General features: G+C 41.3%; 14 protein-coding genes. 9 read left to right on the forward strand and 5 right to left on the reverse strand.

All coding sequences use genetic code 11. The annotated features are described in order from the left end of the window. Positions 1 to 112: 112 nt before the first annotated feature. Positions 113 to 1,249, reverse strand: coding sequence for a tRNA guanosine(34) transglycosylase Tgt (gene tgt / locus L0B18_RS08920; RefSeq protein WP_370647578.1), 1,137 nt, complete (start codon positions 1,247 to 1,249; stop codon positions 113 to 115). A gap of 149 nt (positions 1,250 to 1,398) precedes the next feature. Here tgt and L0B18_RS08925 point away from each other — a divergent pair, with 149 nt between their 5' ends. After that, positions 1,399 to 2,121, forward strand: a complete 723-nt coding sequence (locus tag L0B18_RS08925) for a polyprenol monophosphomannose synthase (protein WP_234571414.1) — start codon at positions 1,399 to 1,401, stop codon at positions 2,119 to 2,121. A 7-nt stretch (positions 2,122 to 2,128) separates the two neighbouring features. On the opposite strand, the gene amrB is transcribed toward L0B18_RS08925, so the two are convergent. Next, a complete protein-coding gene (amrB, locus tag L0B18_RS08930) occupies positions 2,129 to 3,358 on the reverse strand; it encodes an AmmeMemoRadiSam system protein B (protein ID WP_234571415.1) in 1,230 nt (409 codons plus the stop codon). After that, positions 3,345 to 4,040 carry an endonuclease III gene (gene nth / locus L0B18_RS08935; RefSeq protein WP_234571416.1) on the reverse strand — a complete coding sequence of 232 codons (696 nt, stop codon included), beginning with the start codon at positions 4,038 to 4,040 and terminating at the stop codon, positions 3,345 to 3,347. The genes amrB and nth overlap by 14 nt, the downstream gene beginning before the upstream one ends. A 201-nt stretch (positions 4,041 to 4,241) precedes the next feature. Here nth and L0B18_RS08940 point away from each other — a divergent pair, with 201 nt between their 5' ends. The 6 genes from L0B18_RS08940 (at position 4,242) to L0B18_RS08965 (ending at position 12,357) form a co-directional block, all read left to right on the forward strand. After that, entirely contained in the window at positions 4,242 to 5,468 is a 1,227-nt protein-coding gene (locus L0B18_RS08940) for a spinster family MFS transporter (protein ID WP_234571417.1), read from the forward strand. A 35-nt stretch (positions 5,469 to 5,503) separates the two neighbouring features. Continuing rightward, entirely contained in the window at positions 5,504 to 6,652 is a 1,149-nt protein-coding gene (locus L0B18_RS08945) for a DUF368 domain-containing protein (protein ID WP_234571418.1), read from the forward strand. Between the two features lie 116 nt (positions 6,653 to 6,768). After that, positions 6,769 to 7,758, forward strand: a complete 990-nt coding sequence (locus L0B18_RS08950) for a universal stress protein (RefSeq protein ID WP_234571419.1) — start codon at positions 6,769 to 6,771, stop codon at positions 7,756 to 7,758. A 268-nt stretch (positions 7,759 to 8,026) separates the two neighbouring features. Next, positions 8,027 to 9,553: a M16 family metallopeptidase gene (locus L0B18_RS08955; RefSeq protein WP_234571420.1), complete on the forward strand. Its 1,527-nt coding sequence runs from the start codon at positions 8,027 to 8,029 to the stop codon at positions 9,551 to 9,553. A gap of 40 nt (positions 9,554 to 9,593) precedes the next feature. Further along, positions 9,594 to 11,663 carry a M16 family metallopeptidase gene (locus L0B18_RS08960; RefSeq protein ID WP_234571421.1) on the forward strand — a complete coding sequence of 690 codons (2,070 nt, stop codon included), beginning with the start codon at positions 9,594 to 9,596 and terminating at the stop codon, positions 11,661 to 11,663. A gap of 172 nt (positions 11,664 to 11,835) precedes the next feature. Then, on the forward strand, positions 11,836 to 12,357 hold the full coding sequence (locus L0B18_RS08965) for a DinB family protein (protein WP_234571422.1): 522 nt from the start codon (positions 11,836 to 11,838) through the stop codon (positions 12,355 to 12,357). Here L0B18_RS08965 and L0B18_RS08970 read toward each other — a convergent pair. Next, complete coding sequence (locus L0B18_RS08970; protein ID WP_234571423.1) at positions 12,347 to 13,417, reverse strand: glycosyltransferase family protein; 1,071 nt, start codon at positions 13,415 to 13,417, stop codon at positions 12,347 to 12,349. The genes L0B18_RS08965 and L0B18_RS08970 overlap by 11 nt on opposite strands. Continuing rightward, positions 13,414 to 14,229 carry a UDP-2,3-diacylglucosamine diphosphatase gene (locus tag L0B18_RS08975; RefSeq protein ID WP_234571424.1) on the reverse strand — a complete coding sequence of 272 codons (816 nt, stop codon included), beginning with the start codon at positions 14,227 to 14,229 and terminating at the stop codon, positions 13,414 to 13,416. The genes L0B18_RS08970 and L0B18_RS08975 overlap by 4 nt, the downstream gene beginning before the upstream one ends. Before the next feature lie 268 nt (positions 14,230 to 14,497). On the opposite strand from L0B18_RS08975, the gene L0B18_RS08980 reads away from it, so the two are divergent. Continuing rightward, positions 14,498 to 17,050, forward strand: a complete 2,553-nt coding sequence (locus L0B18_RS08980; RefSeq protein WP_234571425.1) for a PAS domain-containing sensor histidine kinase — start codon at positions 14,498 to 14,500, stop codon at positions 17,048 to 17,050. A 70-nt stretch (positions 17,051 to 17,120) separates the two neighbouring features. Next, the gene (locus L0B18_RS08985) at positions 17,121 to 17,561 is read left to right on the forward strand and encodes an OsmC family protein (RefSeq protein WP_234571426.1); all 441 of its coding nucleotides are present in this window, start codon (positions 17,121 to 17,123) and stop codon (positions 17,559 to 17,561) included. Positions 17,562 to 17,563: the final 2 nt, after the last annotated feature.

Below are 17,563 nucleotides of genomic sequence, written 5' to 3' on the forward strand. Positions count from 1 at the left end.
CGGCCGTTAAGCTCCGCAGCGCCGATGGTACTCCCTTGCGGGGTAGAGTAGGTCGTTGCCTCATCCCTTTTTTCCCCCTAAGCCTCTGATCGCCCTGCGTTCAGAGGCTTTTTTATATTCTTCTCTCCACAGTTTTCATCATTCCCGGGTACCACTCAGAAAATGTGTCGCTCTTAACTCTTTCCCGAATGGTTTCCATCAACCATAAATAAAATGTGAGATTATGTTTGGAGGCAAGTTCAAGTCCCAGTATTTCATCATTCCGAAAAAGATGATGAACGTAACTCATATTATATCGTTGACAAATTTCTGATGGGAAATCGATATCAAGTGGTTTATGATGGTGTTTCCATTTGGCATTTCGAATATTGATTGTACCATTTCTTGTAAACAACATTCCGTTTCTGGCATTTCGAGTTGGCATCACACAATCAAACATGTCAATTCCTAAAGCAACACACTGAAGCAGATTTCCTGGTGTTCCCACGCCCATAAGATAACGTGGTTTGTCTTTAGGTAAGTGATCTGTGTTGAAATCGGCAATTTCATACATAATATCTGTAGGTTCACCAACACTGAGACCACCAATGGCAAGCCCTTCAAAATCCAAAGAAGCCATAAATTCACTGGACTCCTTTCTCAAATCTTTGAAGGTTCCTCCCTGAACAATTCCGAATTGCAACTGCTCATGGCCGTAAAGAGATTTGGTTTCTTCAAACTGTTTTCGCCCTCGTTCGGCCCATCGATGTGTCAATTTCATGGAGTTCTCGACGTAATCATATTCGGCGGGATAGGGCGGACACTCATCTAAAATCATCATGATATCAGATCCCAGGATTCGTTGAGTATCGACAACGTTTTCGGGCGTAAACAGATGTTTGGATCCGTCAAGATGACTTTGAAATTCGGCTCCTTCTTCACGCAATTCACGAATATCAGAGAGTGAAAAGATTTGATAACCACCCGAGTCGGTAAGAATAGGGCGATCCCATCCCATAAATTTGTGTAGTCCACCGGCCTCCTGCATAATCTCATTTCCAGGTCTGAGATAGAGATGATAGGTATTTCCTAATATAATTTGGGCTTTTACCTTATCTTTGAGATCATCCTGATTGACCGCTTTAACACTTCCAAGTGTGCCGACCGGCATAAAAATCGGGGTTTCAATAGTGCCGTGGTCTGTCTTTAATAAACCGTTTCGCGCCTTGGTTTTATCAGATAATTTTTTTACTTGAAACAAGAACTTTATCTATTTTATTTACTTTCCATTATTTTGTTCTAAAACTACAATAAAAGTTGTTCTAAATCATTTAGTTTCAGGTGAGAAACAAATACAACTTTGCTCAAAAACTGCTGGCATAATTATCTCCAAATCAAAATTTTCTTCGGAGACAAAATATGAGTGATTCACTCGTCATTATTCCAACCTTCAACGAAGCTCATAATATTGGGCGCATGATTGATCAAATCCAATCTTTGGATATTGGGATAGATACACTTGTGATAGATGATGGCTCGCCCGATGGCACCGCAGATATTGTTCGATCTAAAATGACGGATAAAAATGGTGTTTTTTTAATTGAACGAGAGGGAAAACAGGGGCTTGGAACGGCTTATGTTGCCGGTTTTAAATATGCTCTTGAAAAAGGATATACTTACATTTGCGAAATGGATGCCGATTTTTCTCACAATCCAGAGGATCTGCCACGGCTTATCGAAAGCGTTAAATCCGAGGGAGCTGATATTGCTGTTGGGTCGAGGTATTCTCAGGGAATTAGTATTGTAAACTGGCCGTTGAGCCGACTGATCTTGTCGTATTGTGCAAATCTGTATGCAAGATGGATAACCGGGATTCCCATCAAGGATACTACAGCGGGATTCAAGTGCATTCACAGAAAAGTACTGGAAGCTATAGACCTGGATCGCGTTGGTTCTAACGGATATGCATTTCAAATTGAAATTCATTTCCGCGCATGGAAAGCAGGATTTAAACTAAAGGAAGTCTCCATCATATTCCGGGAGCGGGAAGAAGGCGTATCCAAGATGTCAAAATCGATAGTAAGGGAAGCCGTTTGGAAAGTTTGGAGTTTAAAAATACGTTCTCTCGTCGGATCTCTTTAGTGATGTTCTAAAACAAGATTGAGCCAAAAGAAACAGCACTGTTTTGCTCTTTTTCATCCCACCAAAAATAGTTGAGGAGTTCACCTTTTTTGTCCGGAAAGATATTTAGATACGTGTAGAGTGGCGGAAAACCACAAATTCGGGTAGAGTCATAATCCCTTTTTACATGATTTAACAGATGATCAGGATTTCCAATCTCAGAAAGATCCAGGAATTGCTTATCAGATTGTTCAACTTTTTCCCTCAGAATGTTTGCCGGCTCGCGGTCGCCAAATTTTTGTCCGACATGAGACAAGTCTCCACTGATTAGCACAAATGTTTCTTCATCAATAAATGATTTTAGCTGTGTTGTGAAATGCTCGATTTTTTTTGCCAAATCTCCGGTTTGAGAGTAGTAGAGATCATCAAAACCTGAAATGAGAATGGGTACAATTTTAAAATCGTGCTGCCAGATTTGTGAAGCGAATACGAGATGAAACTCAATGCTGTGTTCGATTCTGTGGGCCCGGTCTTTCAGAGTAAATCCGTTTTCAGGACTTTCACTATCGAGTGCCTGAATCACCTCCAAATCGGGCGAAAGAATTCTCCCAGGGATTTTGAACATTTTTTGCGATCCAATAAAAGGCAGTCCATCATAAAAGCGATAATAGTAATTGGCGTAGTGAGAAGTAGCCAAAATCACGACTCTTTTCGGAGCGATTTTCTTTAAATGTGAAAAAGCTTCACCATATAATTTCTTGCCCACAGAAATTTCAATGTGGGGAGCGTAAAGTGCACTTGGAATTTTTCCATTTTCCTGCTCGAAATCAGGAAGCAGCTCAGATACAAACGTCTGTAATTGTTCAGCGTTATTCGGATAACTGTTGCCAGCCAGGAAAGCCTCACGAGCCTCGCCTTTTTCGAAATCCTGGTCAAGTTGGTCGGAGTAAAAATGGAAATATTCAGAATGCAACAACCGGTGTTGATCCAGCAATTGCACGAAATCCAACAGGTTTTCCGTAGAAAGAGAACCATCAATTTGTTTATGAATATCATCAATGCTTAGCTCCCCGGTTATCATCTGAAGAAGGGGTTGAACATTGGCATCAAGAGCAAAATTCTCTGAAAGATATCCCATTGAATCATGGAAATAGAGCAGTTTCCGGCCATTATCTTCAATAGGAATCATTTGAAGATCCCGTCTAAGCGGTGGAACCGGTTCGGTAGTGGAATGAAAAAGTTGTTTATTCCTCAGCATCTGCTTGTCCTCTCATTTTCCAGCACTCGCAATTTTTTCCATATTTAATACAAACGGGATGATCCGGAGGTTCAGAAATCCGGGCTTTACATGCATTTCGTCCATGATGTATAAATAAATGCGAAAGATTTGTCCAGGTTTCCTGAGGGAACAACCCCATCAGATCACGCTCAATTTTATTGGTATTTTTTTTCTCTTTGGTAAGTCCAAAACGGTTCGAGAGCCTTTTAACGTGAGTATCCACCACAACCCCTTCATTTTTTCCGAATGCATTTCCCAGAACCACATTGGCTGTTTTCCGTGCCGCACCTCGGAGAGTGAGAAGTTGACTCATGGTTTGAGGCACTTCTCCATCAAATTCTTCTACTATTGTTGTAGATGACTCTTTCAACGATTTTGCCTTATTCCGGTAAAATCCGGTTGATCGTACCAACTCTTCCAGGTCTTCGAGCTGTGCCTGCGACATCGCTTCGGGAGTTGGATATGCCTCGAACAAATCTGGCGTTACCTTGTTGACCCGAACATCGGTGCATTGGGCGCTCAAAATTGTAGCTATCAGAAGTTCAAACGGGTTGCGATGATTCAGTTCGCACCTGGGATTCGGATAATGCTCAAGAAGCTCTTCATACAATTCAAGTGCCCGTTTCTTTTGTTCTGCTGTTTTCTTGGGAATTTTAGCCACTGAATAATTCTGATTTATTTGAGAGGATTTTGGAAAAAATGACTTCCATACAATTATTAAATTCAATTTTGAAGTTCGTAATTCCTGATCGCCTGTTCAAATTTGATTTCATCCCTGGAGTATTTAAAAAACGGTTGTTCACAAATGCAATAAATGCTTAAACTTTCAGGGTGTTGCGATCTGCTTCAACAACTAATTTTTATGAGTAAAAAAGCCACCTACGGCACTGTTTTTTTATTTACCCTGATCTATGTTCTCAGTTTCGTAGATCGCCAGATTGTCGCTGTTTTAGGCGTTCAAATTCGGGATGCTCTTCAATTGAATAACTTGCAGATTGGGCTTTTGTATGGCCCGGCTTTTTCATTTATCTATGCGATTGCCGGAATCCCCATGGGCAGGCTGGCCGATAGAACCTCGCGTAAATTGATGATTTGTCTCGGACTATTTATTTGGAGTTTGATGACAGTTTTTAGTGGTTTTGCAGCTTCGTTCTTGTTTTTGGTTACCGCCCGGCTTTTTGTCGGTTTGAGCCAGGCAATGCTTAGTCCGGCAGTTTACTCCTATCTGGCCGATACTTTTTCACCCAACAAAAGAGCTACTATTTTTTCGTTTTATTCAGGTGGAATTTTCATTGGAGTCGGATTGTCTTTTTTGATTGGTGGATCCATTTCGCTGGCCTATGACTGGAGAATGGCAATGATAGCCGTTGGCGTGCCGGGAGTGGTGATTGCTCCTGTGACGTGGTGGTTTTTAAAGGAACCTGATCGCCCATTTAGTAAAAAAGGAACGGAAAATAACGCTCTTTCAGAAATTCGGGATCTTCTCAAAAAGAAAACCGTTCGATGGCACCTGCTGGGGTTCTCGTGCCTTGCCTGCACGGGATACACCATTTTAGCCTTTGTTGGAAATGTTTTTAACGATGTTTATTCGGAACCGGGTTTGATACCAAATTTTGGATGGTTTATGATGGGGGTTGCCGGCACAGTGATTATTTCAGGGCGGGTAGCTGATCTGCTTGCACGAGACAAACCAGAGTACAGATTCTGGATGGGAATCGTAGCGGCTCTTGGCGGGCTTCCGTTATATATTTTTGGTCTCTTCCAGCCGGATGCCACCACAGCATTTATCTGTGTTGGTATTGGAGTTTTGATTTCATCCTCCTATAATGGCGTGGCCGCTGCTTTGCTTCAATATTTTGTGAGGAGTGATCAACGGGCGTTAGCCGGTGGGCTTTACCTGTTTGTAATAAGCATAGCTGGGTTTGGGCTGGGACCGCCTGTAACAGGTTGGCTGATCGATTCAGTTTATACCGGAACGTATGCCGTTTCCTATGCTTTAATGACAGTTATGATAGTTTGCAGTTCAATTGCTACCGTTTCGTTCATCCAGGCAATGAAATCATATCAGCACGACGCTTTAAATACATGAGGATTCGTCCATTTAACTAAAAGAAAATCATCAAATTGGAAAATAATCAGACCGAAAAAACCGAGCCGAAGAAGGATGAAACGTCCTGGAAAGAATCGCCTTTTTTAATTATAAAGGGATTTTTGATGGGATCGGCAGATATTGTGCCCGGCGTTAGCGGGGGAACCATGGCATTGATTACGGGCATTTACGACCGGTTGATTTTTGCGATACAAAGTGCCGATTTACAGGCAGCCAAAAGTGCACTGACATTTCAATTCAAAAAGCTATTCGAGCACTTTCACTGGAAGTTTTTCCTGCTTCTTTTCACGGGAATTTTTTCAGCGGTCATCTTTTTTACACGGATTGTTCCCCTCCAGGTTTACATGTTTACCCATCCCGAAATTGTATATGGTTTGTTTTTTGGGTTGATTGTGGGATCCATTGTTCTGCTTATGTCGGAAGTGGAAAAGACGGAGAGAACTCCTGTCAACTTTTTATATGTGCTTGTTGGAGCATTTATCGGGTTTTGGGTCGTCACACTTGTTCCGGCCGATACTCCCGAATCGTTTGGGTTTGTCTTTCTTTCGGGATCCATTGCAATCTGTGCTATGATTTTACCAGGAATATCCGGCTCTTATCTTCTGCTGATTTTTCGAAAATACGATTACATTCTTTCCCTTCTGGGAATGATCGGAACGATGGATACGGTAGATGCGATACTAAATCTGATTCCTTTTTTCCTTGGGGCACTGTTTGGAATCATACTCTTTTCGCGGATTTTATCCTGGTTGCTTAAAAACTTTCATACCGCCACACTAATGGTCTTAATTGGATTTTTGATAGGATCGCTTTACGTGATATGGCCGTATCAACAACGCACTTTTGAAGATCACGTTCGGGATAGGGAAATTGTGGAGATGACAGACCCCATTGTTGAAGAATTACAGCAAAGGGAATCTATCCCGCCGGGCCCCCAATACCAACGAATTGGCGAGATTCAAAACCCCGATGCATCATTCGATCGTTTGAAGCGGGTAGAGATTGAAACGGTTTCAAGAAAACTTGTATCCAGTCAGCCATTCTTTCCGGGAATCAACTGGCCGGAACAAGATCAGGGGATTAATAAAATTGGAGGTATTGCCGGAATGGGAATCGGTTTGTTCCTGATTATTGGCATCGCATGGCTGCGTAGAAAACAGTAGAATTCTACTGTGTAGGTTCATAATATTTCCGTATTTATAGCGGTGGAGTATTAAAGAAATCATCACATTTTCCGTATTATTAAGTATAATCATCAACTAAAAAATTGGTGCCAATCATGATCAATTTTAAAAAAATTTTAGTACCGACCGATTTTTCATCCGGTTCTGAAATAGCATATTCTGTGGCGCAAAATATTGCAGATACGTTTGGTGGAGTAATCGATTTTATTCACGTCGTACCAACAATCACATATCTGAATGAGAGCATCAAGAGGCTTGGGGTTCCTTTAGATATGGAGAAGGATATCTATCCCAAAATTATTGAAGAGTCTGAAGTGAAGCTCGAAAAAGCGATGGACCAGTACCTGAAAGAAAAAAGCAAGGGAAAGCATATCGTAAAAATAAACCGCAGACCTTCTTATGCAATTTCTGAATATGCCAAGAAGCATGATTATGATATGATTGTGATTGGATCTCGCGGAAAAGACGAGACCAAGTTTATTCGGGGCGGAACCACGGAGCGGGTTATCCGAAGATCACATGTACCGGTATTTTCCGTGGATGACAGGTTTGATAAGAGCAAAGTCAAAAATGTGTTGATGACCACGGATTCCTCCGAAATGTCGTTGGTTGCCTTCCCACTTGCTGTTGCTATTGCGGATGCATTTGATGCAAGGCTCTCGCTTATGCATGTTGTTGAACTTTATGGTAGTCTTTCGGAAGAGATACCTAAAAGTCCCAAAAAGGGTGAACTGGTATCGATTTACGAAGGCATTATTGAACGAATTAATCATTATCTCACCAAAAAAGGCTTTGACAGTATTCACGTTCAGAGAACGGGTGTAACGTATGAGGATGAGGTGATTATAACCGACGGAGAAAATAGCCGATCCATCCAGCTTTCCACAAAGATTGAGAAAGGGGTTTCGGCCCATTATGAGATTGAGGCTTACGCTTCTGATGAAGCTGATGTTGTGGTGATGGCAACTCACGGCCACAGTGGATTCGCTCATTTAATCCTTGGCTCCACAGCAGAAAAAGTGGCTCAATATGTGAAGAAACCCGTCATTACCATCCGGCCTGATGAAGACGAGTTTGAAGACTGATCGTTTTAAACAACCGTCTTCAGATTTTTTTGTGAGGTTTATTTTTTTTAAGCAATTTAATTTGAAATGGCGGAAAAAAAGTATGGCTTGTTTTTGAAGCAGACATTCATCTTCTTGTCCATTGATTGTGTAAATCAATCAAAATGACTATTTATAGAGAAAGAGAAATAGGTACCATTCATTGAGCTTTGAGCTATTTATATACCGGCATTTCTTTAACCAGACATCTTAGCCGATTTAAAATCTAATTTAAACCAGATACATAGTTATGAAAAAAGTTGGTACAAAAATTCTGGGTTTGTTCCTTATAATTGCCGCACTTCCGGCTCTTGTAAATTCTCAGGATCTTGCCTCGTTTGAAGAAAAAGTTACCGAATTTACCCTCGATAACGGGTTGAAATTCGTTGTGATCGAGCGACCGGTAGCACCGGTTGTAAGTTTTGCTACGTATGTAAATGTGGGGGGAGTGGATAATCCAAAAGGGAATTCCGGCCTGGCACATGTTTTTGAACATATGGCATTTAAGGGAACCCAGACAATAGGAACAACCAACTGGGAGGAAGAAGAAAAAGTTCTGCAAGAACTTGATGAAATCTATCAGGAATGGCTTGAAGAGCAGTATGCCACGGAGCCGGATTCTGCGAGAATTGACGAGTTGTGGTCTGAATTCTTGGCGTTGCAGGAAGAAGCCGGTCAATATGTGGTGAATAATGAATTTTCTGAGATTGTAAACCGAAATGGCGGAACGGGTATGAATGCCACAACCAGTGCAGATCGTACCAATTACTTCTACAGCCTTCCCGAAAACCGAATTGAGCTTTGGTTTAGCCTTGAATCCGACCGGTTTATGAATCCTGTATTCAGAGAATTCTATAAAGAAAAAGAAGTTGTTCGGGAAGAACGAAGATCCAGTTACGAATCTTCCCCGGTTGGAAGCCTGTATGAATCATTTATCACCACTGCTTATTCAGCACATCCCTATGGAGTACCTAATATCGGTTGGCATTCAGATATTACAGCCACTACCATAGAAGATGCCCGCAAGTTTTATGAAACCTATTATGTTCCAAATAATATTACCATTGCAATAGCCGGTGATGTAGATCCTGGGGAAGTTCAGGAACTCGCCGAGATCTACTTTGGTAGACTCGAAAGAGGGCCCACACCACCGCCGATTTATACCGAAGAACCGAAGCAGACGGGAGAAAAAAGATTTACGATTCAACGGGAATCCCAACCTTTCTTGCTTCTTGGATACCACACCGTAAATGATCAACATCCGGATTTTGCAGCTCTTGATTTGTTAGGCTCTCTGTTGGTTGGTGGCCGTACTTCAAAGCTATATAAACGACTTGTGGAAGAAGAACAGATCGCACTGGGTTTTCAAATGTTGAACGGAGTGCCCGGTTCGAAATACGGAACGATATTTGGGTTACTCGCCGTGCCAAACCAGGGAATTTCTGTAGATACTCTGGAAACGGCTATTTATGAGGAAATTGAAAAAATCCAAAATGGTGAAATTACCCAGGAAGAACTCGACCGTGTTCGAACAAATGCACGGGCCGGGCTGATTCGCGGATTGGATTCGAACTCGGGTTTAGCAGTAGGGTTTGGCGCCGCCGAAGCGCTTCAGGGTGATTGGCGCAAAGTCTTCACAGATCTTGAAGAACTTGAAAATATAACTGTCGAAGAGATCCGGCGGGTTGCTAATGAATATCTGGTGAAGGAGAATCGAACGGTCGGCATTATTTCCAATGAATCCAGCGAGGAGGAGGTAGCCGATGCGAATCAATAAGAAATATTTTTATCACCTTTCAACAGAAAAGTTATTTGATATGATGAAACGAATCGTATTTCTCAGCATGCTATTCCTTTTTGCAAACTCTGCACTGCATGCTCAAAAACAGTACGATGAACTGGAATATCCTGAATTAAATGAATTCCAGGCTCCCGAAGTCGAAACATTTACTACCGATAACGGAATTCAGTTTTTTCTGCTTGAGGATAAGGAATTACCGTTGATTGATCTTACCGTGGTAATTAAGACAGGCAGCATTTTGGATCCTGCTCAAAAAGAAGGGTTGGCGTCCATCGCAGGAACGGTCATGCGCTCGGGCGGAACGGAACAATATCCGTCTGATTCTCTCAATGTTCTGCTCGAAAATAAAGCAGCGAGCATGGAGACGGGGATTGGCTTTACATCAGGCAGCGCAAGTATGAATGTGTTGAAGGAAGATTTTGATGAACTCCTTCCGGTATTCATAAACCTGCTGACAAGTCCCGCATTTCCGGATGATAAGATTGAGCTGGCTAAAACTCAGACAAAATCCAGTATTTCACGAAGAAATGACGATACCCAGTCGATTGGCGTTCGGGAATTTCGCCGATTGATTTATGGAAGGGATACACCATATGGACGAAATATTGAGTACGAAACGATTAACAATATCACTCGCGACGACTTGGTTGAATTTCATGATAAACATTTTGTATCCGAAAATATGATGGTGGGAATTGTAGGCGATTTCGATGCATCAGAAATGAAGAACAAGTTGGAGGATGCTTTCAGTAATATTCCCTCAGGTCAAGAAACGAATTTGGACTTTCCGGAAGTGAATTATCAGCCAAAGAGCTCCATCAATTTTGCGAACAAATCAGATGTAAATCAAAGTTTTATATTGATGGGCCATCTTGGTGGACTTCGTGATAATCCGGATTATCCCCAAATTCAGGTAATGAATCGGGTATTGAGCGGCGGCTTTTCAGGCCGGTTGATGCAGGTGATCCGGACAGAAATGGGACTCGCCTATTCTGCATTTGGTCAATACAGCATGAACAGTTTTTATCCGGGATTCTTTTATGCCGGAGTGATGACTAAAAGCTCAACAACAGCCGAAGCGATTGAAGCCGTGATTGGAGAGATTGAACGGCTCCAAAATGAACCAATTACTCAGCAGGAGTTGCAGGATACCAAAGACCAGATTCTGAATTCTGCCGTTTTTGAATACGACAGTTATGAAGAAATTCTCAGCCAGCAAATTTCTTATGAATACCAGGGACTTCCATTGGATGCTTACGAAGAATACCTGAACGGAGTTCGGGAAACCACCATCGAAGATGTTCAGAGAGTGGCCCGGGAATATTTGACACCTGATCAGTTGGAAATTTTAGTAGTTGGAAATTCCCAGGAACTCGGGGATCAACTGCAGCAATTCGGGGAAGTGAATGAAATTGATATTTCTATTCCCGAACCGGGCGGGCAAGAAGAAACCGTTGCCGGCGATGCGACAGCCGGACGCGACTGGCTCAATAAAATGGCGAGTGCGGTTCTGCCGGGCGGACCCATTGAGGGCGAGTTGATTTTTGAAGCAAAGAATGTTGTTCAGACGCCACAAGGTGAAATGAATCTTGATCTTGAACAGACCATCAACTTTTCCACAGATAAATTGGTAGCCAATGTTTCCATGCCGATGGGGCAGGTTACCATGCAAATTGAGGATGGAGAAGGGAAAATGATCATGGGAGGAAACGAGATGCCCATGCCGCCGGCTCAAAAAGAACAGTTGATGGCTGAGTACCATCGGAACCATGTATATCTTGCTCTAAAAGGAGCAGATCTTGGAGTTGAATATCTTGGCATGGAAGAGATGGAAGGACAGGAATTGGCACACATTCGGGTGGAAGCGAATGAAACGATTCATCTCTATCTTGATCCCAATACATCACTGCCGATTGTGAGAACCTATCAGCAATTTGATCCTCAGGCTGGAGAACAAGTGACAGTTAAGGTTGTTTCAAACGATTGGAGAGAAGCCGATGGAGTGCTCATGCCGTATGAAACGGTTGTTTACGTGGGTGGCGAGCAAAGTGCTACAACTATTGTCAGCACACATTCCGTTGAATAAATTTTTCTTGCAAGGTGAATTTATCAAAGGCCCTGTTTTTTGGGGCCTTTTTTATTTTATCTTGATTAATCGACACTAAAATCATTGGATGAGAATGTTCGATCGTAATCCAAGAATTTTTGTAACTGAATCATTCGATGATTGCCACTAACGGATCAAACCAAAAAGATTCATGAAAATTGAAAAAAATGAATACGGTGAGTTTTTTGAACGATATGTAAAACTCAGTAATAACACTCTTTTGGTTGATCTTTTGAGGTCAAACGCCAAAGAGATGAACGATCTTTTTGAAGGTTTATCGGAGGAAGATGCGCTCTATAAATATGAGGAAGATAAATGGACGCTGAAGCAGGTTTTTGGGCATTTGGTTGATACGGAACGCATATTTAATTATCGTGCGCTCTGTGTTGCCCGTGGAGAACCTAATGCGTTGCTCAGCTTCGATCAGGATGTTTATGTTGATAATGCCGATTTTAATGCAATGCCAATATCCAAATTGCAAGAGCAATACAATGCAACCCGTCAGTATACCATCGCTCTCTTTTCTCATTTTACCGATGAAGAACTCTTGAGAAGAGGTTCAATCAGTGGTTATTCATTTACGGTGAGAGCTACGGGCTATGTCATTGCCGGTCATGAACTTCACCATCTCAATATAATCAATGAGCACTATTTACCGGGACTTACGCAGTAATTTCTGCCACCGTCTCATACGCGTTTGCATCCTGAACTTCCAGCAAATGCTCGGATGAGAAATGGCCTTCATGATTTTTCGCAAGCTGGATCAACATATCTACTAATTTCGAGGTATCAGCAATTTCCTCCAGTTGAATGGGGTTTGTGTTTTTAATCCAGTCTTTTGCCAGTTCAACAAAAGCATCATCGATATTTCTGGCTGTGTGTACACGCATTTTTTGTAATGCAGCAGCGTTACAATACTGCTCATATTGATTAGAAATTGGGATGGTGAGCAATTTCTTGCCCAGAAACATCGCCTCGGCACATGTTTCAAATCCGGCACCTGTGATCACTCCAAAACTGCTTTTCATGCTATCCAAAAAAGGAAGATTCCCGACAGGTCGAATAAGGACGTTCTTTTCAGCGTATGATTCTTTACAATCAGGAGAAAAAACATGCCATTCAACTTCAGGAATCTGGCTGAATTTTTTGGCCAAAAATTGAGGATCAAAAGCAGGAAGATATACGGTTACATGATTGCTTTTTTTTGTGATTAAAGAGCGGACATCTCTTCGAATAATGGGAGGCAATATAAACGAATCGTACCGCTTGAAGTGAAATCCTACCGGTTTTCTGCACGGAGCAAAATGGCGGAGTATTTGTTCACCCACCAACGATTTTTTGGAAGGTCGTGGAGCTTCAGTCGACAGAAAGGAAGCCTGGTGACTCAAGGCGATGGAAAACACACTTTTTTGATGGGCGGCCCACGCGGTTACCGGTTCAAAGTCAGAAATGACAAGATCGTACTGTTTAACATCCAGCGCGTGAATATCCCGTATAAACGTAACGGGTTTTAGATTAAAGGCCGTTTTCAGATACGAAACACTGCCTTCCGAATCATACGTTAAACTGATCCCTCTCTTCTGGATAACCGTAATATCTTCAAGATTCATAGTACAGTTGTAGCCGCTGAGAAGAACATCAATCTCCGCTTTTTCTGACAATATGGGGAGAATTTCTCTTGCTCTGCTGATGTGGCCGTGACCGGTTCCCTGTATTCCGTAAAGTATTTTCATTTGATATAAACCTCTGAGTTGCGTCGGTGAGATCGAATGAGCTTTTCAATTCTCTCATTTTGTATAAAATCTTCTTCCCTGAATTTGTACATATCCCACTGCTGTCCGTCGTATTCCAGGGAAGTCAGGTTTTCTACCCAATCGCCGGAGTTCATGTAAATTACCGATCCTTTTTCATTCTCAAACCCGCGAATCTTGGGTTGATGGATGTGTCCGCAAATCACGTAATCGTATCCCTGGTCAATGGCAAGCTCGATAGCTGTTGTTTCAAAATCTTCAATAAAGCGGACAGCCTTCTTTACACCGTCTTTTATTTTTTTGGAAAGAGACAACTTACCTCGCCCCATTCTTTCGGTAATTTTGTTGATGGCGCGGTTCAGAAGTATCAATAAATCATATCCTTTTCCACCAATTTTGGCCACCCATTTGCTGTGTTTCATGGTGATGTCAAAAATATCACCATGAAAAATCCAGACTTTTTCGCCGTTCAGTTCGAGAATAAGTTTATCGCGAATAAACAGGGGACCTAATTGCAGGCTGGAAACTTTTCTGAGAACCTCGTCATGATTTCCTGTCAGGTAATAGATATCGGTACCGTTGGTCATCATGGTAAGCATGGTTTTTAAGACCATCATATGAGACTCCGGCCAGTAATATTTTCTGAAATTCCATACATCCACAAAATCCCCATTCAAAATCAAAATTTTCGGATCGATGGAATTCAGGTACTGCAACAATTCGAGTGCATGGCAACCCACAGTTCCCAGATGGATATCTGATAAGACAACAATATCGAGCGGTCTTTTTACCATAAGTAGATGATTGTTTATGACTAAGAAAACCATTCATTATTATTAGAAGTTGTACCTATTGTTAGTTTTTGATCACCAGATTGTTAAGAAATTATTTCCCAACTAAATGATTTTAATTGTAGATTGTAGGATATGTGCTAATTTAGGGGATGTCTATAAGTCTTAGGTTCGCAATGAAATAGACAAGTTTACTCTTCGGTCCTGCCAGATTTTTTAGGTAGCTCAATTTATTTTTTCTCAATGAGACTGATAATTTTTTCATTCAAGCATGTCTAAAAGCAAACTTCTGAAGGAGAGGGTCAAAGAGCTCACTTGCCTCTATACAATTTCTAATCTGAATGAACACGAGCTTTCAGTGAATGAACTTCTTCAAAATGCAGTGGAATGTCTTCCGGAAGCCATGCAATACACTGAATACTCATCCGGCTGTATTGAATTTGATGGCCATCGGTATACAACAGAAGGCTTTGCTCCTTCAAAGTGGATGTTGACTGAAACCAACGAGACTCTTCGGAGGGATAAGTTGAACGTTCATGTGGCTTATTCGGATGATTTCTCAAATCAAAAGGAAGCACCATTTTTAGATGAAGAAAAGCAGATGATTCGTTCCATTGCTTATCAGCTTTCCCTTAAGATAGATCGAATTCACAGGAAAAATGAACTTCAGAAGAAGCAATTAATCGTCAAGCGATCGTATGAGTTAAGCGGAATCGGGACATGGGAACTGAATGTAGAGGATTCTGTTTTCTACTGGACTCCTTTCATCAAGGAGTTACATGGAATTGACCTGGATACTGATTTAAAGCTTGATGATGCATTCAAACTTGTAAAAGAAGGAGAGAGCAGGCAGATCATTCAAAAAGCCATAGCGGGTTGCATAGAAAGGGGAGGTAGTTTTGATATAGAAATAGAGTTGATTACAGGGAATGGCAAAACCGTTTGGACGCGTATTGTAGGCGAGGCGAAATTTGAGAATGGTACATGTACCCAACTCTATGGGACCCTTCAGAATATTCAGAAAAGGAAGCAGGCTGAATTATTGGTTAGTGAAAGCAGGGAAAAGTTGCACAAAATCATGAATCAGTCACCAGATGTAATTTGTACTGTAGATACTGAAGGCAGATTTGTAGAGGTAAGTGAAAAATGTATAGAAGCTTGGGGGTACCAACCTGATGAAATAATAGGGCAACCTATTTTTAATTATGTTCATCATAAAGACGTACACAAAACCCGTCGGGCTTTCAAGAAGATTGTTGCCGGAAGAGAAATGAATAATTTTGAAAATCGGCACGTACATAAAAACAGATCTCATATACCCGTTATCTGGTCGGCCAAATGGGATGAAAAAGATGGGCTCATATATTGTGTAGCCAGAAACGGAACTGAAAAAAAGCAAGCGGAAAGAGAGTTGAAAGAGTATAATAAGTTTATAGAAACAGCAATTGAAAATTTGCCTCTTGGCATTGCTGCTTACAGTACATCAACAGGCAAAACACAACTAATCAATAACAAATACAGCGAAATTTGCGGATGGCCAAAGGAAGAACTTTCTGATGGTGAGAAGGTTTATGAACTTCTTTTTCCCGAAGAAGCCTACAGGAATGAAATTAAAGGCAGAATTCTTGAAGACACCGAGAGTGGTGAATTAGATAGAATGGTTTGGGAGGGTTTTAGGATTACTGCAAAAAATGGAGAAGAGAGAATTGTACAGGCCCAGAATATTCCTCTATATGAACAAAACCTGATGATTTCTACCCTTATTGACATCACGGAGAAGAAAAAGATGGAGCAGCAATTGATTGAGAATGAAAAACGGTTTAAGGCCTTGGTTCAGGAGGGATCTGATTTGCTGGCAATTTTCGATCAAAATGGTATTTATACATATGTAAGCCCAACCTCCGAAAATATTCTTGGAATCAAATCCGAGCATTTTGTTGGAAAAAATTTGCTACAGTTTGTCCATGAGAAAGATAAAGCCAAGATTATCAGAGTGATAAAAAATTTGCCGGCATTGAAGCGATTCAAAATTCCGGTGGTTCGGTTTCGAGATGTAAATTACAACTGGCGATGGCTGGAAACGACTATTACAAATTTGACCAAGGAGCCGGCTGTTAACGGATATGTAGCTAATTCCCGCGATGTTACAGAGCGGGTTAAAGAGCAGAAAATCCTACAGGAATCCCTCGAAGAGAAAGAAGTTTTACTATCCGAAATTCATCACCGCGTAAAAAATAACCTGGCTATTATTTCCGGAATTTTACAGCTGCAAGCGTATGATGAAGAGAACGAACAGGTTCTTGAACGGCTCTACGACAGTATATTCCGGATTCAAACAATGGCGTCCATTCATGAACTTCTCTATCAAACAGATAACTTTTCGAGACTTCTATTTTCCGAGATCATCACGAAACTGACTTATGGGATTGATGAGACATTGAGAGGTGGCAAAAACGTGAATATCAACATATCTCAGCAAGAGCATGAGTTAAATATTAACCAGGCCATACCCTGCTCACTGATTATAAATGAGGTGATTACCAATATCTACAAGCATGCTTTTAAAAGCAGAAAGGAGGGTTCTCTTTGGATAAGTATCCAGGAAGAAAATGGGTGTTTACAATTGAAAATACAGGATAATGGGATCGGTCTTCCAGAAGGCTTAAATACAAATGAGTCGACTACGTTAGGAATGAATATCATCAGAATTTTGTCTATTCAACTCGAAGCAGAATATAAGTTTGAAAGCTCTTCGGAAGGCACAATATTCGAGCTCAAATTCGCAAAAAATATTTTTGAAAAAGAGCTTGTGAATTCCCGGTGAGATCTTTTTCGATAATTTTCAAAGAGTTATCCTGCGTGGGATAAACCAATCAAAACCAAGTTATTTAGCGATGTCAGAATCTGCCGATAAAATCATTGTGCATATCCATTTGGGAGACCAGAATTATAAAACGGTAATGACGGCCGGGAATCACGAATTAATTGCGGATGAACCAGAAGAAGCGGGCGGAAGTAATGAAGGGCCCGGGCCATACGATTATTTGTTGATGGCATTAGGTTCTTGCAGTGTAATCACAATGAAAATGTATGCTGAGAGAAAAAAATGGCCTGTTGAAGATATTTTTATTGAAATGAGGCACTCGAAAGTTCATGCCGATGATTGTGTGGATTGTGATGATCCAAACGCCAAAATCGATAGAATAGAGAAGGAAATTATTATAAAGGGAGACTTAAATGAGGAACAACTCAACCGGTTGCTGGAAATATCAAAGAAATGTCCCGTTCATAAAACATTATTGAGTGATATTGAGATCGACTCAACCCTCGGGTAATC

The sequence above is a fragment of the Rhodohalobacter sp. 614A genome, from assembly GCF_021462415.1.
Lineage (GTDB): Bacteria > Bacteroidota > Rhodothermia > Balneolales > Balneolaceae > Rhodohalobacter.